At 35.3% G+C, this 25,904-nt stretch carries 28 protein-coding genes and 1 other annotated feature; of the genes, 11 read left to right on the forward strand and 17 right to left on the reverse strand.

Annotation, left to right across the window (positions count from 1 at the left end):
* Nucleotides 1-2: 2 nt before the first annotated feature.
* Nucleotides 3-272, reverse strand: coding sequence for a hypothetical protein (locus tag QUF99_RS26035; RefSeq protein ID WP_289373946.1), 270 nt, complete (start codon nucleotides 270-272; stop codon nucleotides 3-5).
* 635 nt (nucleotides 273-907) lie between these two features.
* On the opposite strand from QUF99_RS26035, the gene QUF99_RS26040 reads away from it, so the two are divergent.
* Entirely contained in the window at nucleotides 908-1,294 is a 387-nt protein-coding gene (locus QUF99_RS26040) for a DUF3938 domain-containing protein (RefSeq protein ID WP_289373947.1), read from the forward strand.
* 238 nt (nucleotides 1,295-1,532) lie between these two features.
* On the opposite strand, the gene QUF99_RS26045 is transcribed toward QUF99_RS26040, so the two are convergent.
* The 4 genes from QUF99_RS26045 to QUF99_RS26060 form a co-directional block, all read right to left on the reverse strand.
* Nucleotides 1,533-1,673 carry a DUF3985 family protein gene (locus QUF99_RS26045; protein ID WP_289373948.1) on the reverse strand — a complete coding sequence of 47 codons (141 nt, stop codon included), beginning with the start codon at nucleotides 1,671-1,673 and terminating at the stop codon, nucleotides 1,533-1,535.
* 147 nt (nucleotides 1,674-1,820) lie between these two features.
* Entirely contained in the window at nucleotides 1,821-2,528 is a 708-nt protein-coding gene (locus QUF99_RS26050) for a DUF3169 family protein (RefSeq protein ID WP_289373950.1), read from the reverse strand.
* Nucleotides 2,518-2,739 carry a helix-turn-helix transcriptional regulator gene (locus QUF99_RS26055; RefSeq protein WP_289373953.1) on the reverse strand — a complete coding sequence of 74 codons (222 nt, stop codon included), beginning with the start codon at nucleotides 2,737-2,739 and terminating at the stop codon, nucleotides 2,518-2,520. Before QUF99_RS26055 ends, QUF99_RS26050 begins: the two co-directional genes overlap by 11 nt.
* 165 nt (nucleotides 2,740-2,904) lie before the next feature.
* Entirely contained in the window at nucleotides 2,905-3,519 is a 615-nt protein-coding gene (locus tag QUF99_RS26060) for a DedA family protein (RefSeq protein ID WP_289373954.1), read from the reverse strand.
* Between the two features lie 615 nt (nucleotides 3,520-4,134).
* On the opposite strand from QUF99_RS26060, the gene QUF99_RS26065 reads away from it, so the two are divergent.
* The 3 genes from QUF99_RS26065 to QUF99_RS26075 all read left to right on the forward strand — a co-directional run bounded on the left by QUF99_RS26065 (nucleotide 4,135) and on the right by QUF99_RS26075 (nucleotide 6,254).
* A complete protein-coding gene (locus QUF99_RS26065; RefSeq protein ID WP_289374764.1) occupies nucleotides 4,135-4,572 on the forward strand; it encodes a DUF3978 family protein in 438 nt (145 codons plus the stop codon).
* A 104-nt stretch (nucleotides 4,573-4,676) separates the two neighbouring features.
* Nucleotides 4,677-5,150, forward strand: coding sequence for a L,D-transpeptidase (locus QUF99_RS26070; protein WP_289373955.1), 474 nt, complete (start codon nucleotides 4,677-4,679; stop codon nucleotides 5,148-5,150).
* A 441-nt stretch (nucleotides 5,151-5,591) separates the two neighbouring features.
* The gene (locus tag QUF99_RS26075) at nucleotides 5,592-6,254 is read left to right on the forward strand and encodes a response regulator transcription factor (protein ID WP_289373956.1); all 663 of its coding nucleotides are present in this window, start codon (nucleotides 5,592-5,594) and stop codon (nucleotides 6,252-6,254) included.
* Between the two features lie 328 nt (nucleotides 6,255-6,582).
* Here QUF99_RS26075 and metG read toward each other — a convergent pair whose 3' ends face one another.
* A complete protein-coding gene (metG, locus tag QUF99_RS26080) occupies nucleotides 6,583-8,217 on the reverse strand; it encodes a methionine--tRNA ligase (RefSeq protein WP_289373957.1) in 1,635 nt (544 codons plus the stop codon).
* A 51-nt stretch (nucleotides 8,218-8,268) separates the two neighbouring features.
* Nucleotides 8,269-8,541, reverse strand: a binding site (T-box leader).
* A gap of 152 nt (nucleotides 8,542-8,693) precedes the next feature.
* Between metG and QUF99_RS26085 the strand changes: the two genes are divergently transcribed.
* Both QUF99_RS26085 and QUF99_RS26090 read left to right on the forward strand, forming a co-directional pair.
* A complete protein-coding gene (locus QUF99_RS26085) occupies nucleotides 8,694-9,488 on the forward strand; it encodes a class I SAM-dependent methyltransferase (protein ID WP_289373958.1) in 795 nt (264 codons plus the stop codon).
* A 427-nt stretch (nucleotides 9,489-9,915) separates the two neighbouring features.
* A complete protein-coding gene (locus tag QUF99_RS26090) occupies nucleotides 9,916-10,230 on the forward strand; it encodes a metal-sulfur cluster assembly factor (RefSeq protein WP_289373959.1) in 315 nt (104 codons plus the stop codon).
* 52 nt (nucleotides 10,231-10,282) lie between these two features.
* Here the strand turns inward: QUF99_RS26090 and QUF99_RS26095 are convergent, their stop codons facing one another.
* The 4 genes from QUF99_RS26095 to QUF99_RS26110 form a co-directional block, all read right to left on the reverse strand.
* Nucleotides 10,283-11,932: a M4 family metallopeptidase gene (locus tag QUF99_RS26095; RefSeq protein ID WP_289373960.1), complete on the reverse strand. Its 1,650-nt coding sequence runs from the start codon at nucleotides 11,930-11,932 to the stop codon at nucleotides 10,283-10,285.
* Nucleotides 11,933-12,084: 152 nt separating this feature from the next.
* Complete coding sequence (locus tag QUF99_RS26100) at nucleotides 12,085-12,780, reverse strand: pirin family protein (RefSeq protein WP_289373961.1); 696 nt, start codon at nucleotides 12,778-12,780, stop codon at nucleotides 12,085-12,087.
* A 51-nt stretch (nucleotides 12,781-12,831) separates the two neighbouring features.
* Nucleotides 12,832-13,242: a MarR family winged helix-turn-helix transcriptional regulator gene (locus QUF99_RS26105; RefSeq protein ID WP_289373962.1), complete on the reverse strand. Its 411-nt coding sequence runs from the start codon at nucleotides 13,240-13,242 to the stop codon at nucleotides 12,832-12,834.
* A 114-nt stretch (nucleotides 13,243-13,356) separates the two neighbouring features.
* The gene (locus QUF99_RS26110) at nucleotides 13,357-13,791 is read right to left on the reverse strand and encodes a DUF3920 family protein (RefSeq protein ID WP_289373963.1); all 435 of its coding nucleotides are present in this window, start codon (nucleotides 13,789-13,791) and stop codon (nucleotides 13,357-13,359) included.
* A 213-nt stretch (nucleotides 13,792-14,004) separates the two neighbouring features.
* Between QUF99_RS26110 and QUF99_RS26115 the strand changes: the two genes are divergently transcribed.
* A complete protein-coding gene (locus tag QUF99_RS26115) occupies nucleotides 14,005-14,445 on the forward strand; it encodes a Dps family protein (RefSeq protein WP_289373964.1) in 441 nt (146 codons plus the stop codon).
* A gap of 96 nt (nucleotides 14,446-14,541) precedes the next feature.
* On the opposite strand, the gene QUF99_RS26120 is transcribed toward QUF99_RS26115, so the two are convergent.
* A complete protein-coding gene (locus tag QUF99_RS26120; protein ID WP_289373965.1) occupies nucleotides 14,542-15,120 on the reverse strand; it encodes an LOG family protein in 579 nt (192 codons plus the stop codon).
* A 73-nt stretch (nucleotides 15,121-15,193) separates the two neighbouring features.
* On the opposite strand from QUF99_RS26120, the gene QUF99_RS26125 reads away from it, so the two are divergent.
* Both QUF99_RS26125 and QUF99_RS26130 read left to right on the forward strand, forming a co-directional pair.
* Complete coding sequence (locus tag QUF99_RS26125) at nucleotides 15,194-15,508, forward strand: MazG nucleotide pyrophosphohydrolase domain-containing protein (protein ID WP_289373966.1); 315 nt, start codon at nucleotides 15,194-15,196, stop codon at nucleotides 15,506-15,508.
* Nucleotides 15,509-15,693: 185 nt separating this feature from the next.
* Entirely contained in the window at nucleotides 15,694-16,200 is a 507-nt protein-coding gene (locus QUF99_RS26130) for a ferritin (RefSeq protein WP_289373967.1), read from the forward strand.
* Between the two features lie 41 nt (nucleotides 16,201-16,241).
* Here the strand turns inward: QUF99_RS26130 and QUF99_RS26135 are convergent, their stop codons facing one another.
* Nucleotides 16,242-17,423, reverse strand: coding sequence for a NupC/NupG family nucleoside CNT transporter (locus tag QUF99_RS26135; RefSeq protein WP_289373968.1), 1,182 nt, complete (start codon nucleotides 17,421-17,423; stop codon nucleotides 16,242-16,244).
* A 953-nt stretch (nucleotides 17,424-18,376) separates the two neighbouring features.
* Entirely contained in the window at nucleotides 18,377-19,807 is a 1,431-nt protein-coding gene (locus QUF99_RS26140) for an alanine/glycine:cation symporter family protein (protein WP_289374765.1), read from the reverse strand.
* Nucleotides 19,808-20,180: 373 nt separating this feature from the next.
* Here QUF99_RS26140 and QUF99_RS26145 point away from each other — a divergent pair, with 373 nt between their 5' ends.
* The gene (locus QUF99_RS26145; RefSeq protein WP_289373969.1) at nucleotides 20,181-20,819 is read left to right on the forward strand and encodes an NAD(P)-dependent oxidoreductase; all 639 of its coding nucleotides are present in this window, start codon (nucleotides 20,181-20,183) and stop codon (nucleotides 20,817-20,819) included.
* A gap of 121 nt (nucleotides 20,820-20,940) precedes the next feature.
* On the opposite strand, the gene QUF99_RS26150 is transcribed toward QUF99_RS26145, so the two are convergent.
* The 4 genes from QUF99_RS26150 to QUF99_RS26165 all read right to left on the reverse strand — a co-directional run bounded on the left by QUF99_RS26150 (nucleotide 20,941) and on the right by QUF99_RS26165 (nucleotide 24,888).
* Nucleotides 20,941-21,852, reverse strand: a complete 912-nt coding sequence (locus QUF99_RS26150) for a thioester domain-containing protein (RefSeq protein ID WP_289373971.1) — start codon at nucleotides 21,850-21,852, stop codon at nucleotides 20,941-20,943.
* A gap of 158 nt (nucleotides 21,853-22,010) precedes the next feature.
* The gene (locus QUF99_RS26155) at nucleotides 22,011-22,571 is read right to left on the reverse strand and encodes a biotin transporter BioY (protein ID WP_289373972.1); all 561 of its coding nucleotides are present in this window, start codon (nucleotides 22,569-22,571) and stop codon (nucleotides 22,011-22,013) included.
* 153 nt (nucleotides 22,572-22,724) lie between these two features.
* Entirely contained in the window at nucleotides 22,725-23,564 is an 840-nt protein-coding gene (locus tag QUF99_RS26160; RefSeq protein ID WP_483298644.1) for an aldo/keto reductase, read from the reverse strand.
* Between the two features lie 100 nt (nucleotides 23,565-23,664).
* Nucleotides 23,665-24,888: an MFS transporter gene (locus QUF99_RS26165; RefSeq protein WP_289373975.1), complete on the reverse strand. Its 1,224-nt coding sequence runs from the start codon at nucleotides 24,886-24,888 to the stop codon at nucleotides 23,665-23,667.
* A gap of 471 nt (nucleotides 24,889-25,359) precedes the next feature.
* On the opposite strand from QUF99_RS26165, the gene QUF99_RS26170 reads away from it, so the two are divergent.
* Entirely contained in the window at nucleotides 25,360-25,707 is a 348-nt protein-coding gene (locus QUF99_RS26170) for a winged helix-turn-helix transcriptional regulator (RefSeq protein WP_289373976.1), read from the forward strand.
* Nucleotides 25,708-25,904 lie beyond the last annotated feature (197 nt).

A 25,904-nucleotide genomic window follows, 5' to 3' on the forward strand; every position in this document is an offset into this window, starting at 1 on the left:
ACTTACGATGTGTATGTACTTGTCCCACTCAATAATCTTTGATTGTAGTTATGAGCTGCAAGAGCTCCCCAAACCATACAAATAATATGTGTAATAAACAGCCCGATTCCAAATGTTACGATTCCAACAATTAGCTCAATAACAATCATAATAATGGCACCAATAATTGTTGAATACAGCATTCCAAAAGAACCAAATAAAAACGTCAATACTAAAGAAACCCCTACACTTTTTGTAGGTGTAACTATAATGTGCTGTTTCTGTGTCCCCATCTAACTATCCCCCTTTAATTAACTGAAAATTCAATCAAATTAATTGTACAACAAAATGGAATATTAATCCATAAAATGTAGTTCTTCGAATTATTTTACACTTATTACAAAATCAGATAATTCCTATTATTACTCGTCTAAATATGCTATAATAAAAATAGGTTTACACAATGAATGTATAGACTTGGGAGTTTCTCTTACTTTTACAAGCAAAAAGAAACAAGAAGTCGGGTATATTTCAACACAAATTTACGTAATAACTATATAAATCCATTTTGATTTTTCGACATATAGCCGCGGCTATGGATAACAAAAGGTGACCTGCACTCGTTTTCTCTCTTTGTTTTCACTATGTCTGGGCAGGAAAAGGATCTGACCGCTTCTATGCATGAACGGATGCTCTCTCCCACCTAAAAAGAAGGGGCTTATGTCGGTTTTTTAATTTGTATTTATATATAATTGTTTTCAGTTGTTTTATCACACAGTACAAAAACTTTTCAACATAACCAATCACCTTGGTTATTCTTCTATCAATCTTTTTACTTATAAAAAGATACGTACAACTAAAATCAACTTCTATTACTATACCTACCTTTGAACTTCCAAATCATCTTATTACATAAGGAGATGAGAATATGAATCAATATATACGCTACATGATAGCTGCCTTATTCGCTTGTATTGGCGGTGTCATTTGTTTCTGGACAAATATTCAACTTGGAGAATATATCATTTTTAATGGCATCGAATCTGTTGTAAGCGCTTCAATTTTAGGCGGATTTATCTTCTTCCTCTTTAACCCAGAAGAAAATGCTCAAAAAACAATGTTATTAACCATGATCGGGATTGTTGGTGGATGTATTTCCTTTTTAATGACGAACTACACGCTTCCACTACAATTAAGTTCCGCTTTCTTCCACGGTCTTTGGACTTGGTTTATCGCATTTTGCTTAGCTGATGTGTTTAACTTATTACAAGACCCTGAAGAAGACAATGGTAGCGGGATCGAGAGTAATTCTTAATAAAAAAAGGCTGGAAGATAAATCTTCCAGCTTTTTTTATCAGTATATCGACCGCTTCTTGGCATATATCGGCACTTCTACAAAATACGACACACCGTAATCCTCGGAATCTGAAACCATACATGTGCTGTTTTCTGCAGAGATGTTTCCACGATGTTTTGCTACATGGAAAATAAACAAATAAAAAAAGAAGCTACAATTTTTGGTAGCCTCTTTTTCCTAATCAGTTATATATAGGCTATAACCCTAACATTTTCTCTCCAAATTGAACGATAAACACAATAACTAATATAATTGCTAACAGCTTAAGCGATACATATGCCACTTTACAGATAACATAAATTAACATACATAACAGAATGAGCATAATAATTCCCATAGATATTGCCTCCAAAACTTTCTCTTCTTCCTATTAAGGAAGTTCTTTCATTCTACTCTTCTCATTTTATTTATGAAACCTAATAAAATTACATAAATAGAAGAGGATATCTCACTCGGCGTAAGATATCCTCTTCTTGCTTCTCTTTTAATAAATCATTTTCTTATGCATTTCATACATGTATTTTCCAATATGTAAAATCCAAACAAATGTAATAATACCAATTAAAAAGAAATCGTTTTTACCTAAGATTGTATATGCAATCGCTGCAAACCATACACATGCAAGTACCGTATTTGTAGATTGATAAGCCTTGTATCCTGCTTCATGGACAATATGAGTTTGTCCTTCATCCGCATTTTTCGCCCACATCTCCAATGACTGTGAATATGTTACACTTTGTTCTGGATAGAGTGTATTATATCGACTTTTCATAACAAACCCTAAAGATATCACACCAATTAAACATATTGAGGAAACAATCACATTCACCACTTCAAATGATAAACTCGTTCCTGCTGTATAGGAACGATAACAATATATATATGCATAAACTGTCCAAGACGGTATAATGATTTCACTTATTCGCAAATAAATTAATCGTGCTCCTAATCTTCTGCCTTGAGCACTTTCCTCCTCATCACGTAACTTAGTCAACATACGTGTAGTTTTCCAAATCTGATACATAATCGCTACACCCAATAAAATAAGCGCAATAATTACTAAATAACCAGGTACTATTCTTGGCCCTGGAACATAAGCATCTGCTAATATAAAACCAATTACACCACCAAATACCATTCCACTAAAAATCTTCAGCAATGAAAATATTGTATGTTTCACCCTACTCTCCATCTGCCTCTTCCCCCTCCACTAACGTAAATATCTCTTCAACCGCTACCCCAAAAACATGTGCAATCTTTAACGACAGAACAATTGATGGCGCATAATCACCGCGTTCAATTAAACTGATCGTTTGCCGTGATGAGTCGATTGCTTTTCCTAAATCTCCTTGTGACATTCGGTGCTTTGCACGAAATTCTCTCACTCGATTTTGAAGCTTCATATCTAACCTCGTTTTCCTTTATTTAGTTAAAATTGTAAAGACTTCTCCTCTTTTTGTCAATTATCATTGTCATTTTGACGTTAATATATGTCAAAATAGAATTTAAAAAAGACAGTGCTTGTCAGCACTGTCTTTTCCAATTCTCGACATAGAATAGATTCCCTATTAATTTACACTTTGTACAAATACACGCTTTAATTGTTTGCGGAAACGAATTCCTACAGTAATTGCTGTAATTACGATAATCCCGAAGATGATTTTACCAATATGCTGTCCAAGTAAACCGAAGATATTATCTAAATTTCCACCTAACCAATAGCCACTGATCAAGAAGAAGGACACCCAGAAAAGAGCACCGGAGTAGATTGTCAGTGCAAAGCGGCGGAACGGTAAATTAATAATTCCTGCAAAATAGCCTGTGAAATGACGAACACCCGGGATAAAGAAGCCGATAAAAATAAGAAAATATCCGTATTTATCAAACCACATTCTTGTTAAATCAATTTTTCTTTGTGTTAAAAATACATACTTCCCGTATTTCTGCACAAATGGCATACCAAGTTTATTCCCTAAAAAGTATTGAATCGTCATCCCAACACTCGTACCAATAAATGATAATAGAATTAAAATTGGTAATTGTAATTCTCCGGTATGTGCTAGGTACCCTGCATACGCTAGCGTTGGCTCTCCTGGAAACGGAAGTGCAATATATTCCAGCAGCAATCCAACAAGTACAACATAATAGCCGTATTGCTGAAATAATTCATAAACCCACTCCATGTCGCCCTCTCCTTTTCTCATTAATTGACAGCATAAATCACGTACGAACTGTTACTTTTATTGTATAAAAATTTTGTCGAAATAACTATCACAATAACTTACATTTAGATTACATTTTTGTAAGAATAGATATTTTTATCCATTATCCGCAAATTCCTTTAGCGCATTTATACTCACTTCTAATTTTTCATTGCTAACATATTTGTTTTATATAAATCCATTTTGATTTTTCGACATATAGCCGCGGCTATGGATAACAAAAGGTGACCTGCACTCGTTTTCTCTCTTTGTTTTCACTATGTCTGGGCAGGAAAAGGATCTGACCGCTTCTATTCATGGCCGGATGCTCTCTCCTACCTAAAAAGAACGGTTTTATGTCGGTTTTTAATTTGTATTTATATAATTAAGTATGATATCTAACTATTAAACTAGTTCCATATTAACTTCATAATAGCTTCATATTAACTTCATATTATCTTCATATTCATATTGTAAAATTATATCGGACTTTGTTGAATTTTAGGATGAAATTTCGCTATTCACATTATGTATCACGTTTAAGCAAGAAATAAACACGCTTTAATTTTCGAAAATATAGACAAGGAGTGAGGAAAACTGCAAGTATATAACATTCATAATGTTGTTCATACGCAAGCTAAATCCAACCTAAGTGAAACAATTTTTAGCCTACATGTATGTGAAGAAAGTGAATTTGATTCAAGCTTAAGGAAGTCCACTACATTATCCTTTATTGTGAGCCGAGAAACTGTAAAGATTTTGATCAAAAAAAGTATAAGTTATAAACCTGACAGTATCGACAGTAAAAGTTACATTATTCCTAGTCAGGCATTTCATTACCTTTTTCCTACTATTTGTGAAAATGATGAAGAAATAATTGTTCATGTACAAATTTTCGGGAAAAATGGCGAATTGTTGCTGAACAATAGGTTATTCATTAACAAAAACCTAAATCGTAAATTTAAGGTACAAACGTTTTTTGAAACGATTAACGAAAATATATATCGAGCATTATATAATTTTCAAGCTTACTAAGTCTAAAACACAAAGAATCTATGTTTCTTTATGTTTATTTTTTTTACGCTCTTATTTTAAATTCTATATCTAACAATAAAACAAATTACCGTAAGGAGAAAACCATGAAAAAGATATTATTAGTTATTTTACTATTGAGTGTATGGGTATTCCCATATGAAAAAGCAGAGGCAGCGGCAGCGGCTCCTACACCAGATCAAAAATTATTTGTCAATACAAGTACAAATAAGATGGACTTTTATCAAGATGGTAAATTTATAAGACGTTTTACTGTCGCTACAGGAAAAGCAAATACTCCTACAGCACTAGGAACATTTATCATTGTAAACAAAATAAAAAATCGCCCTTACTATACTAGACATATTAAAGGTGGAGATCCACGCAATCCCCTTGGTGATCGTTGGCTTGGATTGAATATGAATAAAACGTGGGGAACAACATATGCGATTCATGGTACAAATACAAACACAGTAATTGGAAAAAACACGACACTAGGATGTATTCGTATGTATAACGAAGATATTCATTGGCTATTTGACCGTATTGGAGAAAAAGCTACTGTAGTTGTAAAAAAATAAAGTGAAACTTTAATCAGTGGGGGATTACTGCCCACAAATAGCGGGATAAATACCCTAAAGAACAAGTTTATATCCTAGCCAAGAACTTTGCTCTTGGCTTCTTTTATTTCTTCATTTAAAGTAGCAAAATAGCTAGCTTTACATATATAATTGAAACGAAGATATAAAGAATTTCATGCTTCGCACTTGCCAAAATAAACATTACAATTGCACCATCATAATCATCAATTTATTTATATAATAAAGTGAAACTTCCATTCATTTAACTCATTCTTTATTCAACATGAAGAATGAGTTAAATGAATTAGACTGTATTCTCTCCTCTGTCTTTAACTCTTAAGATGGGGGTCTTATTATGTAGTAAAGAAAATAACCATTGTAACCGGCAAGAACGATAAGCTGAAATACTCTTGTTAAATTGTGCTTTTAGGAGGTGGGATTGTGAAGCACATACTTGTGATTGAAGACGATCCAGATATTCAAGAACTAATACGAGGACTTTTAACAGTACACAGTTTTAGAGTTGATGTTGTAGGTACTGGCACAGAAGGTATACTCCTTTTTCAAAAAAATTCATATGACCTTATCCTACTCGATGTTATGCTACCTGATATAAATGGGTATAGTGTTTGTAAAATTATAAGAGGACAATCTATTGTTCCTATTATTATGCTAACAGGGTTACATAGTGAGGAAAATGAAATTAGAGGATTTGAATTAGGAATAGACGATTACATAACAAAACCTTTTCATTACACCATATTTGTAAAGCGAATTGAATCTGTGCTAAGAAGGCAAACATCTTTAGAAAATGATAATGATATACTACAATTTAACGAGTTTATATTAAATTTAAAAGCCTATACAGCTTATGTTCATGGGAATCAAGTTGAACTAACAACGAAAGAATTCGAGATCATGTATACACTGTTACAAAATCGTGGGAAAGTACTATCAAGATGTGATTTGTTAAATAAAATATGGGGCTATGAGTATTATGGTGATGTAAGAGTAATAGATACTCATATTAAAAACATACGGAAAAAATTAAATATTCCATACATTAAGACGGTAAAAGGTATTGGATATAAGTTGGATTCGTAAAAACAAGCAAGAAAACATCACCAGAAAATTTTTTATAAAATCCGTTATACTTTCTATTCTTTTCTCACTTTCCCTATATTTTATTATTTATTTACTTTTATCTAATTATGATAAAAAACATAAAGGTAATTTCATCGTATATTCCAAATAATATACACGAGTACATCAAATGGTTACACGTTAGAAGTCGTAAATACAGGAACACAAATTGAAGACGAAAAGAAAAGAGACAAACCATTGAACAAAGCGTATAAAAAAGAGCACATGATGTGCTCTTTTTTATACCGCATTAATGGGCAGTAAAACTCCCACTGATTAAAGTTTCACTTTATTTTAATGATGCGTATAGCTTTTCTACTTCTTTTTCAATTTGTTCGACATCAATTCTTTCAAACAGTGGTTGTACATTGCTAATTCGCTCTGGGAAAACAGTTTCACATGCCCAATCTGTATGAGAAATAGATAGCATTTCCCTTACTTTCTCACTAGAAAACGGTAAAAATGGTTGTAACAACTGTGCAAAATTCACAATAAAATATACGCAATGGTAAATTGTCTCGTTACACCCTGAAGGGTTTTCTTTTATTTGCTTCCACGGCCCTTGCTCATCAAAATATTTATTCGCATATCGTACTGTTTCAAATATTGTTTCTAACGCAACTTTAAAATGAGCTTGCTCAATCGCATTTCCTACCTTACGATATAATTCCTCCACCCTCTCCTTCAGCTCTAGATTTACATTCCCTTTTGGCACATCACCATCATAATATTTCTCAATAAATTTCAATGTACGACTTACAAAATTCCCGTACGCTCCTAGCAATTCGCTGTTATGGCTATAAATAAATTCACGCCAAGAAAAATCAGTATCGCGATTTTCCGGTGCATTTACCGTTAAAAAGTACCGAATCGAATCTGGATCATACCGCTCTAATATATCTGGTACCCATACTGCCCAGTTTTTACTTGTCGATAATTTTCGTTTCTCAACAGTTAAGTATTCATTGGAAACAATATGACGTGGCATTGCTTCCTCTCCTACTCCAAGTAATACAGCCGGCCAAATAATGGAATGAAACGGAATATTGTCTTTCCCGTGCACATAATATGTTTTCGCACTACTATTCCAGAATTCTTGATCATCCTGTCCTGTTTCTTTTGCCCACCGTTTACTCGCCGAATAATAACCAGAAACAGCTTCAATCCACACATAAATTTTCTTATCCTCATATCCCTCTACAGGAATTGAAACTCCAATTGGTAAATCACGTGATACCGCTCGGTCGTGTAAACCTTCTTGTAAGTAACGCTCTGTTAATTGAATTGCATTGTCACGCCATACCCCTTGTTGTTTTGCTTCCGCTACTGCCTCCTCAATAGGTTTCTGAAATTGATGCAATGCAAAATAGAAATGCTCTGTTTCCTGAACTGCCGGGATATTTCTGCACAACTTACACTTCTTCTCCAGTAAATCAAGTGGATCTAAAATAGCAGAACAAGCATCACATTGATCACCACGTGCTGGTTCCTGACAATGCGGACAAATTCCTTCTACGTAACGATCCGGTAAAAATTGCACACATGATTCGCAGTATGCTTGTTCAACTTTCTTTTTATAAATAAAGCCTCCTTCTAATAGACGTAAGAAAATCTTTTGTACTGTTTGATGATGATGCTCTCTATCTGTACGTGTATAACAATCATACGTAAAACCAAGCTGCTTAAAACATCGCTCAAATTCTTCATGATAATGATCAGCAATTTCTTTTGCAGTAACGCCTTTTGGTTTTGCCCGAATGGCAATCGGTGTCCCATTACAATCGCTCCCTGATATGTAAAGAACACGTTCACCTTTCGCCCTGTAATAGCGTGCTAAAATATCTCCTGGTAATAGGCTCGCAACATGCCCAAAATGCAAAGGGCCATTCGCATAAGGCCAAGCTCCACCAATAAAAATACTCATCTTTCATTCCTCCTTTACATATAAAAAAGCCTCGCCCTTATCTTCTAAAAAGATAAGGGCGAGGCTTTATAAACAGTCGCGGTACCACCTTATTTCATCAGTTGTTCACACAACTGACCTCTACAAGTACGGAGCAACATGTGCTCTTATACTGTGATTTTGATAACGAGAACCAAATCTCGTCGCCGCCTACTATTATCATTTGATAAGTTCAGGACGAAGCTCAAAGGCCATTGTTCAAATGAATATTCTGGCTTCTTCTCAGCTTCCGAAGCTCTCTGGAAAGAATGATTCCATTCTACTTTTCCTCTTCAATGCTTTTCATATTATATGTAACATGTATTCTACATACAATACACAGAAAAATCAAATTTTTATTCTTTTTCTTTTACACTTCTACACCCGAACTAGTGTAAAAGCAGGAAATACAACATCTTCAAAGAATAAGTACACGTTCAGAGAAAGGAGAGATGTCATTGAACCAACAACAATTAAGTGCAAATAATAAAGAAGGTTGGAATAAAGCCGCTTATGAAGCATGGACCAGTCGGCATGGAACACCGCACGAATATGCTCAGCAACTAGTAAAAGATCCCGCCCATACAGTATCTCATTACTTACCATACATAAAAGGTATACAAGGAAAACGCATCATCAACTTACTTGGTTCAAAAGGAAGTAAAGCTGTTGCCTTCGCATTACTAGGAGCTGACGTAACCGTTGTGGATATTTCTGAAAGCAATGCGAAATATGCCAAAGAATTAGCCAGTGCAGTAGGTGCTCCTATTGAATACATCGTTTCAGATGTACTAGACATACAACCTACAAAAACATTCGATGTTGTTTTATTAGAACTAGGCGTACTTCATTACTTTATAGATCTACAACCTCTATTTCAGCTTATCTTTCAACTACTAAAAGATGGCGGTACGCTTATATTGCGTGACTATCACCCTATTTATACAAAGTTGCTAGAAATGGATGATACAACATTTCTAGCAAACGGCAATTATTTTCATGAAGAAATTGTTGAAGTTGAAGTTGCTTACAGTATTCTCCTTAATGAAACACAGAAAGCCTCATTACTTAAAAATAAAATTCGCCGCTGGACGTTAGGAGAAATTATTACAGAAATCGCTCAGACGAACCTACGTATTAAAGAATTTATTGAAGAACGTGGTCCACACCAACGATGGGTCTTCCCTCCCTCTGCTCCAGAAGGAATTGAAAACCGCATTCCTGGACTTTATACATTGATTGCTACAAAATGAGTTAATTGCACACATGCAAAAAAGAATCCCTTCACGATTGGGATTCTTTTTTGGCATGCTTAACGCATATAAGTTGAGGTTGGAGATTACCATAATTCTGTAGAATAGGACACAAGGTATTTCAACATTTTGTCTCTGACTTACGCAGTCAAAAGGGGTATGACCAACATAACGAAGAGTAATGTTGGTTGATACTGAAAATCATTATCAACTAATTAGAAGTATACAGGATGTTTTCTAAAAACACAATAGCATTTTCTTATTTTTTATAAGAATTTTTATTCTAATTTATTTTCAAAATCGCCTCTTTATACATACTTATTAGTATAAAAAGAATTACGAAAAAGGCTGTGAGCTATTTCACTGCATCTTTCCCTTATTTCCTTTATAATGAGAACAGATATCACTAATATTAGGAGTGTTATATATGTCACAAGAGCTCGAAGATAAATTATTTGCCAATTTAGAGGCTGTTATTGATCCTGAATTAGGTGTCGATATTATCAACCTTGGCTTAGTATATGACGTTACAGTTGATGAGCAAAATAATGCTGTCGTTACGATGACGATGACTTCCATCGGTTGTCCGATGGCTGGACAAATCGTATCGGATGTCAAAAAAGTATTATCGACAAATGTACCTGAGGTAAATGGAATAGAAGTAAATGTTGTTTGGAATCCACCTTGGTCAAAAGAACGTATGTCACGTATGGCGAAAATCGCACTAGGAATTCGCGATTAAACAAAGGAAGAAAAAAGACCTGACATTATCAAAGTCAGGTCTTTTTCGTTTCTTATTTTACACCAACTGCATCATAAGCTTTCGTTACAGCTTGTACCGCTTTAGAATTTTTTCCATATAAATCTTCTGCAGATTGAATTGCAGCTTGGCGCATCATTTTAAAGTTAGAGTTTGCAGTTAAATATTTTGTAAGAGCACGGTAGTAAATTTTTTCTGTTGCTTCGCGGCCAACGCCAGTTACTTTCACACCGTAGTGCTCGCCACCTTCAGACACTAAATATGCAGCTTTATTGTTAATACTACTATTAATATGAACGCCGCCATTATCATATGGACCTGTATAGCGTTTGTTGTAATGATCTGGGTAACCTTCTCCAGGTTTTAATGGGTTTGGAATGGATGCTGGATCTTTCAGAGAACGAAGTGCATCTCCTTCTATACCAGGCGTATAAATATCAGCCCCAAGATCCCAGCTTTTCTTCTCGACCATTACACCCATAATATCAGATAATGATTCATTTAATGCACCAGGCTCATCTTTATAAACAAGATTCGCTGTATATTCTGTTACAGCATGCGTTAATTCATGCCCAATAACATCTAACCCTGCGGATAATGGAATGAATGTTTCTCCATCACCATCACCGTACATCATTTGTACCCCGTTCCAGGCAGCATTATTCCAACTTTCACCTACGTGAACAGTAGAAATTAACTTCGCCCCTTCATTATCAAAAGAATTACGGTTAAATGTCTTCTTATAATAGTCATATACTTTCGCTGCGTTTACGTGTGCATCAACAGCAGCTTTATCTTCAAAGTACTTCGATTTACTTTCTATTTCCTCACCTGTATATCCAAACCATTGCGAGAAGATATTAAACCAATTTTCATCCATATTTTGTGCGTCAAACGTATGAACACCTTTTCCGCGCTTGCCATCAAATAAATTAAACGCACCTGTTTTTGCATCTTGTGAAATTTCAAAAGTTACCTTATTCCCTAATACACCCTCACCGAAACCGTTGATGTTATCAACAGCATTGTATTTCTCAATTACATTTCCGTTTGTTGCATCAACAAAGTAGTGCCAATATCCTGGTGCTGGTTTTGAAATAGATGCTTTTACAAGGTATGCAAGATAGTATTTTCCATCTTTTTCATACACATATAAATCTTTTTTCACACCATCATATTTATCTACTTTTCCAATTTGTTTCTCAATATCAGCCTTCGCAACATTTACTGCTTGCTCATCAGTAATGCTTGCTGCAGCTGGAATATTTTTATCTTCTAAATTCGGGATAACTTGTCCGAAAAATGCCTTTACATTATTGTCTTTATCAAGTGCAATTGTTTGATCTGATCCGTACACAGGGATGTCGTTATGCTTCTCAACTAACTTCACATGTGTTGTATTAGATTCAGCGTCCTTTTCTTCCCCTACAATGTTAAAATGCTTTTCTATACTTCCTGCTAATTTAAACATTTCCTTCTTACTCTCTAAATATTGAAACACTGTCTCTTTTTTATCTAAGCCTTCCGGTGCTTTCCATTCTTCACCTATGTAAGCTGGTGTTTTGAATTCTTGATGATATTGAATTTTTTGCTCTGCTGCTTGTGTTTTTGTTACACCAAATGCACCAAATCCCCCAAAAATTACGGATAAAGCTAATGCTGAAGAAACCACTTTCTTTTTCAATCTAACACTCCCCATTCTCCCGAAAATTTTTGACACTCTTATACATTTCGAAAAAAGGAGAGTAACTCCTACCCAAAAATGTTGAGAAACATTTATTTTACAATTTAATACAAAAAAGGAACGTCATGTTAGACGTTCCTTTTCCTTACTTACTATTTCTTCATTTCAATTGCTAAATAGTGAGATTTCTCTGTTGCTTGAATACGAACATCCTCTTCAATAACTTCTGCTGCATCACGCATAACAAGAGTCTCGCTATTTACAACACTGCTTCCTTCAATTTGCACAAGATAAACCTGACGCCCTTCGCCAACCGGGAAGCTAATCTCTTTTCCAGCTTCTAATGAAAGAGAATATAAGTTTGCATCTTGATGGATAGCAATTGGTGCACCGCCATCAACTGGAGAGACCATATGGAACCATGTGTTTTCACGTTTGTTCCAGTCAAATTTAAACTCACCATAGTTTGGTGTATAACCAGCACGATCTGGTAAAATCCAAATTTGTAACAGACGTAACGTTTCATTCCCTAAATTATGTTCACTGTGAAATACACCTGTACCAGCGCTCATATATTGCACATGACCACGCTCAATTGTACCGCGATTTTCCATACTATCTTGGTGTGTTAATTCTCCATCAACAACGTAAGAAATAATCTCCATATCACGGTGCGGATGCATATCAAATCCTGTTTGTGCTGCTACTAAATCATCATTTATCACGCGTAGTGCGCCAAATTTCATGTTATTTGGGTTATAGTAGTCTGCGAATGAAAAATGAAAATGTGTATTTAGCCAACCATGATTTGCTCTTCCCATTTTTTTATGATCAATTTTCTTAAACATACTTTTCACCTCATATTATCTCGAATTCGAGATATTTATTTTAATTTTTTATCATTGTAACTTTCGAAGTAATTCCAATAATTGTTTCTGCTCACCGCGATCCAACTTACAAAATTGCTCTGCTTGAAAAGTCTCTTGTGGTGGAACAACCTCTTCATATAAAGCTCTTCCCTTTTCTGTTAACGAAAGATATTTTGCATGTCCCTCTTGCTCTCTTCGAATAAAATCCAGCTGCTCCATTTTATTTAAAAGCTGCGTGATGTTCCCTTTTGTAACAAATAGCTTTCGTCCAAGTTCTTGCTGCGTTAAACGATCTTGTCCTCCAACTTGGGCTAATACATCAAACTGTGCAGCTGATAAATCCCATTTTCTCAAATGCTGATTTGTCTCGCGAATACTTCGGTTATAAAAGCGAGATAAACGAAACCATAATAATAAACCAAGTCTTTCTTCTGTTTTCATTCCATCACCTCGCTTATTTGATGACTTAAGTTTAGTCCTAAACTTCATAAATGTCAATTACTATATTTTAGTTAGTTGTAAATTAAAGAATAGTGATTGAACCATCACTATTCTTTAATTTATGTTTCTTCTTATATATTCATTAATTTTCCTTTGTGCAAACGTCCTTGCATCTTGTTCAATCCAACGGTCTTCATAAGCTTCCTTACTGAGGTATAATACACCTTGTTCATGTTGCATAGAGTGACGAAATTCATGCAGTAAAGTTTTGAGCACTTGCTCATACTGTTCCCACATACAAACAAAAATTAATTGTTTTTCTTTATGATAAAAACCGCTTAAAGGAAACAAAAATTCTTCTTCCTCTTCTCCCAAATTTACGAGCACATCATTTGTATCACACGTATCGCAAAAAATAACCGGGATTTCGCGCTTCTCAATTAACGAAAATATATCTTTTTTCACCTGCTGAATATCCCAAGGAAATTCCGAATCCAACACATACCAATTCCCAGCTTGTTGATATACGTTTTGAAACTGGAGTTCCATTACCCTCCATTCCCCTTTCAAAATTCTCTTTTTCTATATATATGCCACAATATGGTAAAAAATAAACACATACTGCAATATAACACTACATCTTGTTCAAAAAATGTTCAAAAATAATGATTGTAAAAAGGTTGATTTATACCAATTACTAGATTATAATAATTATAAATTAGTAAACGGTATAATATAATAACTCAAAAGGAGATTGATCATATGAACACACAAGTAATCGAAGTATTAAACAAACAAGTAGCAGACTGGAACGTATTATTTACAAAACTACACAACTTCCATTGGTATGTAAAAGGACCTCAATTCTTTACACTTCATGAGAAATTCGAACAATTTTATACAGAAGCAGCTGGACACATTGATGAAATCGCTGAACGTATTTTAGCAATTGGTGGTAAACCAGTAGCAACAATGAAAGAATATCTAGAATTATCTTCTGTTCAGGAAGCAGCTTACGGAGAAACTGCAGAAGGGATGGTTGAAGCCATTATGAAAGATTATGAAATGATGTTAGGTGAATTAAAAAAAGGCATGGAAATCGCTCAAAACACTGACGATGAAATGACCTCTGACTTACTATTAGGCATCTACACAGAACTAGAAAAACACGCTTGGATGCTACGCGCATTCTTAAATCACTAAGAAGAAAAGCGCAAACAGTTCGTTCAGAACCGTAAAATCACACAACATACTCTGCACATAATAAAAACCGAGTGGGAAAATTCCACTCGGTTTTATTTATGATAACTGCTTCCACTTATTCCCCATAACTGGTCGTTTATAATTTTTCATGCTGGAAATCAATTCATCAGCAGTTGCTGCAGAAACAAGCAGCTCTTTATTGGATGGATTCATAAACCCTTCTTCTGCTGCACGCTCGATCATTTGTAATAGCGGTGAATAAAACGCTTCAATATTAAGTAGCCCAACTGGTTTTTCATGAATCCCAATTTGTGACCAGCATACAACTTCGAATAACTCTTCGAACGTTCCATACCCTCCTGGTAATGCGATAAAAGCATCAGCAAGTTCACCCATTTTTGCTTTGCGTTCATGCATCGTTTCTACTTCGATTAATTCTGTTAATCCCTCATGTACAATCTCTCCTCGGAATAAGCCACGAGGCATAACTCCCGTTACACGTCCCCCTAATCGTAACACTTCATTAGCTACTTCGCCCATTAATCCAACGCATGAGCCTCCGTATACCAATTCACAGTTATTTTGAACGAGCACTTCTCCCAGTCTTCTTGCTTGTACTTGAAACTCTGCTCGCTCTCCAAGGTTAGAACCTGCGAACACACAAATCTTTCTCATACCCACACCCCAAAACTATATATTGTTATGATACAATGAACATTGTACAACATATTGAGGGGATGGGGAAGAATTGAATATAGCCGAATTTCAAAGATGGGTTGAGGAATTTTACGAAAAGCGGAGCTGGTCGCAATATAACTCTTTTATTCGCTTAAATTTCTTAACTGAAGAAGTAGGAGAAGTTTCACGCGTTGTACGTGCCATTGAAATTGGACGTGATCGCCCTGATGAACAAGCGAAGCAAGAAGAGGAATTATTGATTGATTTAAAAGAAGAAATTGGAGATGTATTAGCTAATCTCATCGTTCTTTCTCAAAAATATGATTTAGACTTACAAGATATTATGGAGGCACATGTAGAGAAACTTTCTAACCGTTTCCAATAAAGTGAAACTTTTATCAGTGTGGTTTTCTTCATTCCCCACTGATCATTAGCCCTCACCTATCTTCTTTGTTTCTCTCTGAATCTTGAGGTGGGGATCTTACTGTTTGTTAATGCGGGAGAAACTAAACGAGAACATCTATCAATTATGATATAATATTTCAGAATGAACATGAAGGAGGATAATTTATGTTATCTACAAAATTACACGACACGCTTAATGATCAAATGAATTTTGAGTTTTACTCTGCGCATGTTTACATGGCAATGGCTGCTTACTGCACAGCAGAAAGCTATGATGGATTTGCGAACTTCTTTCTCGTACAAGCAGAAGAAGAGCGCTTCCACGCAATGAAGCTTTACAATTATATTAATGACCGCGGTGAGCGTGCTATTATTACTGGATTTGAAAATCCTAACAATGAATACGAATCTGTTTTAAGCGCATTTGAAATCGCGCTTGAGCATGAACGTGAAGTAACAAAACGTATTTATAACCTATCAGATATCGCTTGGGATGAACGCGAACATGCTACAATTACATTCTTGAAATGGTTCGTTGACGAGCAAGTAGAGGAAGAAGCCTCTTTCGATAGCATTATCCAAAAACTAAAACGTATTACAAGTGATTCTAACGCTCTATTTATGTTAGATGCCGAATTAGAAAAGCGCACATTTACGCCACCTGCTGAGTAAACAAAAAAGCAATGAGCATATCGCTCATTGCTTTCCCTACTTTATAACATAACACCAACGATAATCGCTGATAATATACTTACTAATGTTGCACCGTATACAAGTTTTAATCCGAAAGAAGATACAACATTCGCTTGTTTTCCATCAATACTCTTCGTTGCACCTGCGATAATTCCAATTGATGAGAAGTTTGCAAATGATACAAGGAAGATAGATAAAATACCAACTGTACGAGCTGATAAATCACCCGCTACTTTTCCTAAATCAAGCATTGCAACAAATTCGTTCGTTACTAATTTTGTCGCCATAATTTGTCCAGCTGCCAGCATCTCTGATGTTGGAATCCCCATAATGAACGCTAGTGGTGAGAAAACATATCCTAAAATACTTTGGAATGTAATACCGAAAACAGAGTCAAACACACCGTTAATAGCTGTAATTAAAGCAACGAATCCAATTAACATTGCCGCTACTGTAACCGCAATAGAGAATCCAAGCATAATGTACTCGCCTAACATTTCAAAGAATGTTTGCTTTTTATCTTCTTGCAATTCTAAAATGTCTTCCTCTTCACTTACATCATAAGGGTTGATAATATGAATGATAATAAATCCACTAAATAAGTTTAAAACAAGTGCCGTTACAACAAACTTAGGATCAATCATTTTCATGTAAGAACCAACGATTGACATTGATACTGTTGACATAGAAGATGCACACAGTGTATATAAACGATTTTTTGGTAACTTGCTTAATTGATCTTTTACTGTGATGAAAACTTCTCCTTGACCAACAATTGCCGCTGCTACTGCATTATAAGATTCTAGTTTTCCTAAACCATTTACTTTACTTAATAAAAATCCAACTGCTTTAATAATGATTGGTAAGATTCTAAGGTGTTGCAGTATCCCAATTAACACCGCTAGGAAAATAATTGGAAGTAATACTGAAAGGAAAAACGTAAACTCTCCTTTATTTACAAGTCCGCCAAATACAAAGTTAACGCCGGATTCCGCATATTTTAAAATGGAACCAAAGCCATCTGAAATCCCTTTTACTAATACATATCCAATCTTTGTGTTCAGTAAGAAGTATGCTAATGCTAATTGAATAACAAGCATAATTGCAATTGGTTTATATTTAATTTTCTTCCGATCTGAACTTACAAGGAAACCTAGTACAAATACAGCAAGTAAACCGACTAGAAACATAACTAGCTTCATATATGAATCCTCCACTTCCCATGAGTTATTGGTCGTCCAACGAATGACGTCTGACCATTGATATTAAAAAATAAAAAGCCTTAAAATACTATTTACTTTAAACTGTAACCTAAAATAAGTAAGCGATTACATAAATTGCAATTTATAATTAGTAGCCTCTTCTTCTCTACTAGATTTAAAGTATGAAAATGATACCACCTACAATCAAATTGTAAGCGTTACCTTTAAGAAATGCAACATAATTTTTCAAAAAATAGTATGTAAAATTCTCCCTCTCGGCTCCTCTTAGATTCCCCTTCACAATCCGGTTCTTGCTATGCTTACTAGATACCAAAAAAAAGCAATGAACACATTGCTTTTTTCACTGCTCTCACGAACCAAATATATAGGTAATCTAAGAAGACAATCGTTCATTGTTAGAAGTTTCACTTTATAACATAACAGCCACAATAATCGCTGATATATAAATACAAATTAAAAAACCGACATAAACCCCTTCTTTTTAGGTGGGAGAGAGCATCCGTTCATGCATAGAAGCGGTCAGATCCTTTTCCTGCCCAGACATAGTGAAAACAAAGAGAGAAAACGAGTGCAGGTCACCTTTTTCGACATATAGCCGCGGCTATATGTCGAAAAATCAAAATGGATTTATATAGAACACTTACTAATGTTGCACTGTATACAAGCTTTAATCCAAATGAAGAAACAACATTTGATTGGTTTTCATCAATACCATAAAGTGAAACTTTAATCAGTGGGGGTTTTCTTCATCCCCCACTGATTATCAGCCCTCACCAATCGGGCTTTTACGGACAGTTTATCCCCCACCTATCTTCTTTGGTTTCCTTAAAATCTTGAGGTGGGGGTATTACTGCCCGTTAATGCGGGATAAAAAACTTTTGAAATAACAAAAACGAGTATCAGGCTCACCCTGATACTCGTCTATACTTCAATTATCCTACTTGTTTTTCGCTTTCTGCCGCAGAATCTTCCCAACACTCTGTGTTTTTCAATCCTGGAATAGAACTTGCATAAAAGACAGGATCTTTTCCTTGTTTCTTTTGCTTTATATAATCTGCTAAAGCTGCATATGCAAATCTACCAAGAAGTGTAATTGCAATTAAGTTCGTAATAACCATAAAGCCCATAAATAAATCAGCTAGATCCCAAACAATTTGTACCGTTGCGATAGATCCAAACATTACCATCCCAACTACTGCAAAACGATACATTGTTAACCATGTCTTGCTTCTTTGAATAAATTCAATATTTGTTTCACCATAATAGTAGTTTCCTAGCAATGAGCTGAAAGCAAATAAGAAAATAATAACTGCTAAGAAGCTGCTTGCCCAAGCTCCAATTTGTGAACTTAAAGCTGCTTGCGTTAGCTCAATCCCTGTTAAATTTGATGCTTTATACGCGCCAGAGCACAATACGATAAACGCTGTCGATGTACATACTAAGAATGTATCTACTAATACACCAATTGTTTGAATAAATCCTTGCTTAGCAGGGTGTGTCACATCGGCTGTTGCCGCCGCATTCGGTGCGCTCCCCATACCAGCTTCATTCGCAAATAGACCACGTTTAATTCCCATCATAATTGCGGCACCAACGCCGCCTCCCACCGCTTCTTTGAAACCAAATGCATTCATAAAGATTTCTGTAAACACGTCTGGAAGTAACGCAAAGTTTTTAATAACAACAAAAACAGCTACGGCAATATAAATTAATGCCATTGGTGGCACGATTAATTCTGAAATACGTGCGATACTTTTCACACCGCCGAAAATAACAATTGCAATTAATACAGATACTACGATTCCTACAACGTAACGCTCAATACCAAATGCATTTTTGAAAGCAAGTGTGATTGTATTTGCTTGTACTGCGTTAAAAATAAGTCCATAACTAATTGTAATTAAAATAGAGAATAAAATTCCCATCCAGCGTTTATTTAAACCCTTTTCCATATAATACGCTGGACCACCACGGAATCCACTTCCATCTTTTATTTTATAAATTTGAGCTAACGTACTCTCTACAAAGCTTGAAGATGCTCCAATAATAGCAATCACCCACATCCAAAAGACTGCTCCTGGACCGCCCATAGAAATCGCTAGTGCTACCCCTGCTAAGTTTCCGATCCCAATGCGGGCCGCCGAACTCATGCAAAAAGCTTGGAAAGAAGAAACACTTCCCTTTTTGCGTGTCTTCCCTGTTAATCCATCACCCATTAAACGTACCATTTCCCCTAGATGACGAATCTGTACAAAATTCAATTTAAAAGAAAAATAGAGCCCTAGGCCAATTAACATTGCAATAAGAATATAAGACCAAAGAATTGTATTCGTTACCCCGACGAACTTTTCTAAAATGTCTATCATATTGTAACCTCCCTTTCCACTTCCATAAGATGAATTATATTCAAAAAACATTCAAAAATCAACAATTTCCGACAAAACCTAACTTCCAAATGTTAGTTTTTCTAACATCGTTATGTAACTTTATAAAATAAACAAACAAAATAATATTTTTTGAAGTAACCATTTCACGCTTCGAAAATACTCTTTTTTTACTTATAAAATAAGGCATACTACATAGTAATTACATTTTTAAACAAACCAATTGACAAAATTTAATTCTGTAACTAAAATGATTACAACGGGTTATAAAAAACCTAACTAAATATATCTATTCATTTTTATTCATACATTTTAAAAAATCTATTCTATAGAAAACTTGGAGGTATACCTTATGAAAATCGGAATTATTGGAGCAAACGGAAAAGCAGGAAGTCGCATTATGAAAGAAGCACTTGATAGAGGTCATAAAGTAACTGCAATCGTGAGAAACGCATCAAAAATTACAGAAGCTAATGTAAATGTTTTAGAAAAAGATGTATTCAATCTAACTGCAGATGATCTTCAAGTATTTGACGTTGTAGTGAACGCATTCGGTGCTCCTGCTGGTAAAGAACATCTTCATGTCGATGCAGGAAATGTATTAATTGAAGCAATGAAAGGTGCTCCTAATACAAAATTAGTCGTTGTTGGCGGCGCTGGAAGCTTATTTGTAGATGAAGCTAAAACAACGCGCGTATTTGAAACACCAGGTTTTCCTAAAGAATACCTAGCAACAGCTCAAAATCAAGGAAAGAACTTAGAAATTTTACAACAAACAGACGAAATCAATTGGACATTCATTAGCCCTTCTGCATTGTTCGCACTTGGAAAACGCACTGGGTCTTACAAAGCAGGAAAAGATCACCTTCTTGTTAACGCAAAAGGCGATAGCTATGTAAGTTACGAAGATTATGCTGTAGCTACACTCGACGAAATCGAAGATCCAAAACACGTTAACGAACGCTTCACAGTTGTATCAGAAGCTGAATAATAAAAAGGCGCCTCTAGTCAAAATGAGGTGCCTTTTTTGTTTTGACCTTACAGAACTACCCTCCACTTATCAGCATGAACATAAAAAAAGCTGACATATGCCAGCTTTTCTGTAACTTGTACTATCTTTTATAAGGTGTAGAAGGCTTATTCGGTTTCTGAGGAACTTCGGTCTTTTTCCAACTTACCACTAATTCTGGACTTGTTTTCTCTTCACTACGTTCTAATAGAACTACCGCATCTTGAATCGTTGGAGTTCCTTTATAAGCAATACCTTGTAATTTCGTTAAATTCCCGGATACTTTAAAGCTAAATTCACCAGATGCTGTCTCTTTCGGAATTAAAATACGGAACTTTTCCCCTACATTAAATTGTGTTTTTGTTTCGCCATTTTCATTCACAAACTTAACCCCTGCAGGTGCACCAGTTGCTTGAACTTGATACGTTCCACTTTTCGCATTTGTTTGCACAGTATATAAACCTGTTTCGAAGAACCCATTTTTTAATACCGCTTCTTGTTTGTCTAGAGGCGAAACACTCATCGTAATCTCTTGTACTTCTTCACTGCTCGCCGCTTTTGCAACAATATCCTTCACTACTTTTTCCACATTTTTATTACGATGTTCTAAATCATTTACGTCAATTTGTTTTAACGCATTCCATACAGCAAGCTGCGTTGCATAATGCGCTTCCCTCCAGTCCGATACACCTAATTCCTGTGGACTCTTTTGTGGATATCCATTTAACAGCACACGATACACACCAATATCAACTTTTCCCATTTCAGGTAAATCTTGACCGCTTGGTGATTTCAAATGCACATCCAAACAGAACGCAATTTTACCATCAGCTGTTTTAATAAGCTCCGTTCGAATTGGCTTCTTTAACGATTTACTATAACTCCAATCCATTTGGTATTTTGTATGATCCATTACTTCTGCCCATGCTTTTTGCATTGGGAACAGTAAGTTTACAAAAACAAATAGCACGCTCAATAAGGCAATCAACAACTTATACGATTGTTTTACATTCATGTTTACAACCCCTTACATTATGATTAATAAAATAACGAATTTACTACGTATAGTATCTAGTTAAGGGTTTTTTTTATGCATCATTGTTGATAAACTATTTTTTCACAGAACACGTAAAAAAGGCATAAATTGGTCCAATTTATGCCTTTTTACATCATTTAATTTCCTTGCAATATAAGCTTGGAACGTACTAATGCTTCTCTCACTTTAATACCAATCCAAGCTGCTAAAGCAGCCTTTATTACACCTACAATTATAAAAGGAACAAAACCACCCATAAATGCAGCTTGCCAACTTAAAGACGCTACATATTTTAAAAATACTGTCCCAATAGATAATGTCACAAACATCCCTAAAACATTAGCCATTAACGAATTCCAAAATGTAAGCTTTGTTTTTTCTGTTACAAAACCAATTAAAAAGGTAGCCGGGATAAATGCTAATAAAAAACCACCTGTAGGTCCGAACAAAACTGATAACCCTCCGCTAAATCCTGCATAAACAGGAATCCCTGTCGCTCCAATTAAAACATATACTAATACAGATAAAGTGCCATAACGCGAACCTAAAATGGTCGCTGTAAGACCAATCGCTAACGTCTGTCCAGTTATCGGAACGAGAGGCAATGGAATCGTAACTTGCGCAAGAATACCGGTGATAGCCGCAAATAACGCTGTAACAATTAACATACGAAAATGATTTGTTTGATGACTATTCATGTATTTCTCCCTATATACTCTAGATTTTTTATATTATAAATTAAAGATATCTTATTCTTGATAGAGAGTAAATGTTTTTGTGTGAATATTTAGTTTTTATCGCACATACAGAAAGAACGTAAACACAAATTTACGCTCTTTTTGTACGTTCTATTAAAAATCAAAGTTATCCGGATCTGGACCAACGCGGTGATTTTGATTCAAAGCATCTATTCGCTCCATATCTTCTTTTGTTAATTCGAAATCAAATATGCTTGCATTTTCAATAATGCGGTGTTCTTTTGTAGATTTTGGGATGGTTACAACCTCATTTTGCAAGTCCCAACGCAGGATAACTTGAGCAATTGATTTTCCATACTTATTTGCTATTTCTTGTAGCGCAGGATTATCTAATAACTGCCCTTGCATAAGCGGAGACCAGGCTTGCATTTGAATGCCTTGTTCCTTACAAAAAGCTTGCAATTCCTTTTGCGTCAAACGCGGATGATATTCGACTTGGTTTATCATTGGTCTCATTTCTGCATCTTGCATGACGTCCTGTAAATGATGGATTTGGAAATTACTCACTCCAATTGCACGTACTCGACCTTCCTTATAAAGTGTCTCTAGCGCTCTCCATGTTTCTTTATATTTCCCTTCTACAGGCCAATGAACAAGGTATAAATCTAAATACTCTAATCCCATTTTTTCTAAACTTTCCTCATACGCTGCTAATGTGCCTTCATACCCTTGATCCGCATTCCAAACTTTCGAAGTAACAAATAACTCTTCCCTTGAAATCCTTGCTTCTTTTATCCCTTCTCGAATTCCCTGTCCGACTGCCTTTTCATTGCCATAAATAGCCGCTGTATCAATACTACGATATCCTTGCTTAATTGCTGTTTTTACCGCATGTACAAGTTCTGGACCTTCTTCCACTTTAAATACACCCAAGCCAAACCAAGGCATTTTTACATCGTTATGCAATGTTGTTGTATCCTGTAAATTATTCATCATAATAGTAAGATCTCCTCTTTTATTATTTAATTCTTATAATATAATTAAATGTTATTATCAAAACTTTTTTTCAATCCTTTTACAACTGAGAGTCTTGTTAACGTGTTGCTGTTTCTTGATCTTGTTTTTCTAATCTCATGCTCCATGCTGTTAAAACAACTGCCCCTACTACCATAATAGCTCCTACCCATGCGGTATGAATTAATCCTAAAGAGTCGGTTACAACACCGCCTAGGTAAGCACCGAGGGCAATCCCAGCATTAAATGCAGCAATGTTAATTGCAGACGCAACATCTACAGCATTTGGAACGAAGCGCTCAGCCAATATAACAACGTATACTTGTAATCCAGGAACATTCATGAATGCGAATAATCCCATCAAGATAATGGTAATAAGACCGGCCACTTTAAATGGGGCTGTAAATGTTAATACCAACAATACGATCGCTTGAATGAAAAACATATAGAATAATGAACGAATTGGATTACGATTGGATAGCTTTCCTCCAATAATATTTCCGATTGCAATCGCTATACCGTATACCAATAAGATGATCGTAACCGTTCCTGCTTTAAAGCCTGTAACTTCTTGTAGTAATGGAGATAAATACGTAAACGTTACGAATGTACCTCCATATCCTAATGCTGTAATAATGAACACAAGAAGTAATCGACCGTTTGTTACAATTTTTAGTTGATCACGAAATGATGCTGATGCACCTTTTCGTAAATTAGATGGAATCAATATACTGTTTGCCACTAAAGCAACGATTCCAATTGCAACGATGATCATGAAAGAAGCTCTCCAGCCAAACTGTTGTCCAATAAATGTACCCATTGGTACACCCGTTACTGTTGCAACTGTTAAACCAGTAAACATAATCGCAATTGCACTAGCACGCCTGTCTTCTGATACAAGATCAGCTGCAATGGTAGAACCAATCGACATAAATACACCATGTGAAAATGCCGATATCACTCGCGCTACAAGTAGCATGCCAAAACTTGTTGCCATAGCTGCGATACTATTGCCGATAATAAACACAATCATAATCCACATTAATAACGTTTTACGTGACATACTAGCTGTTAAAGATGTTAATATCGGAGCACCAAACGCTACTCCTAATGCATATAAAGAAACTGTTAAACCAGCTGTTGTAACGGAAACATGTAAATCACTCGCTATAGATGGTAGCAAACCTACACTGATGAATTCAGTTGTACCAATTCCAAAAGCACTAATCGCTAATGCCAATAAAGCAAATATACTTCTTCTATTTGTTTGAGAATTTGAAGAAGATACGATATATGAACCCAAACGAATACCTCCTTAATATAAGAAAACCTATAATAACAGCATGATAAAGTGAAACTTTGATCAATCGGGCTTTTACGGGCAGTTTCCCCCCACCTAACTTCTTTGCTTCTTGCTGAACTTTGAGGTGGGGGGTCTTACTGCCCGTTAATGCGGGATAAAAAGGCCTTTTTTATCTTCGAATCCAAACAGCTCATACCGCTCGTAAATGCTATTATGAATGGTTTCATTCTTTTTAGAAAGAACGCACTTTTAAGTACTATAGGTACTAAAAAGTAACATAGATACTTTTTAGTACCGTACTATTCTCTTTCCTCTTACCTATGCTATTATGAAATAGATTCACCCTAAGAACTAGTACGTACTTTAAAGTACGATAGGCACTAAAAAGTAACTTAGAGATCTTTACGTACATGAATACAGCTTCTTTTGTTGACCCAGTTACACAAAGATTCATCAAAAGGAGGTTTTATTATGAAGCAATATAATATTCCTGTAGAAGCAACCCTAGAGGTTATTGGTGGAAAATGGAAGGTCGTCATTCTTTGCCACTTAACAAAGGGAACGAAACGTACAAGCGAATTAAAACGTTTAATGCCTGGGATTACACAAAAGATGTTAACCCAGCAATTACGAGAGTTAGAGGTAGATGGTGTCATACAAAGACAGGTATACAATCAAGTTCCACCCAAAGTTGAATACTCTCTTACCGATTATGGTTGGTCTTTAGAAGTGATCCTTGATTCGCTTTGCTCTTGGGGTGAATGTCATCTTGAAAAACAAGGGAATTTATCCATGCTTATAACGCAAATAGATGAATAAAAAAGCTAAAAAATGAAAAGCTAATCATCATCATGATTAGCTTTTCATTTTTTATTTTATTGATATAATAGGCATATCATCCTATTCATTCGCAGAAGTCAAAATCTTAGAAATCATTTTTATGTTAACCTGAGTTTATATAGTATATAATATATAATGTATGTTATAAAAACCTTCCCGGTTAAGGAGGGTTCAAG

This window comes from Bacillus sp. DX4.1, assembly GCF_030348195.1.
Classification (GTDB): Bacteria; Bacillota; Bacilli; order Bacillales; family Bacillaceae_G; genus Bacillus_A.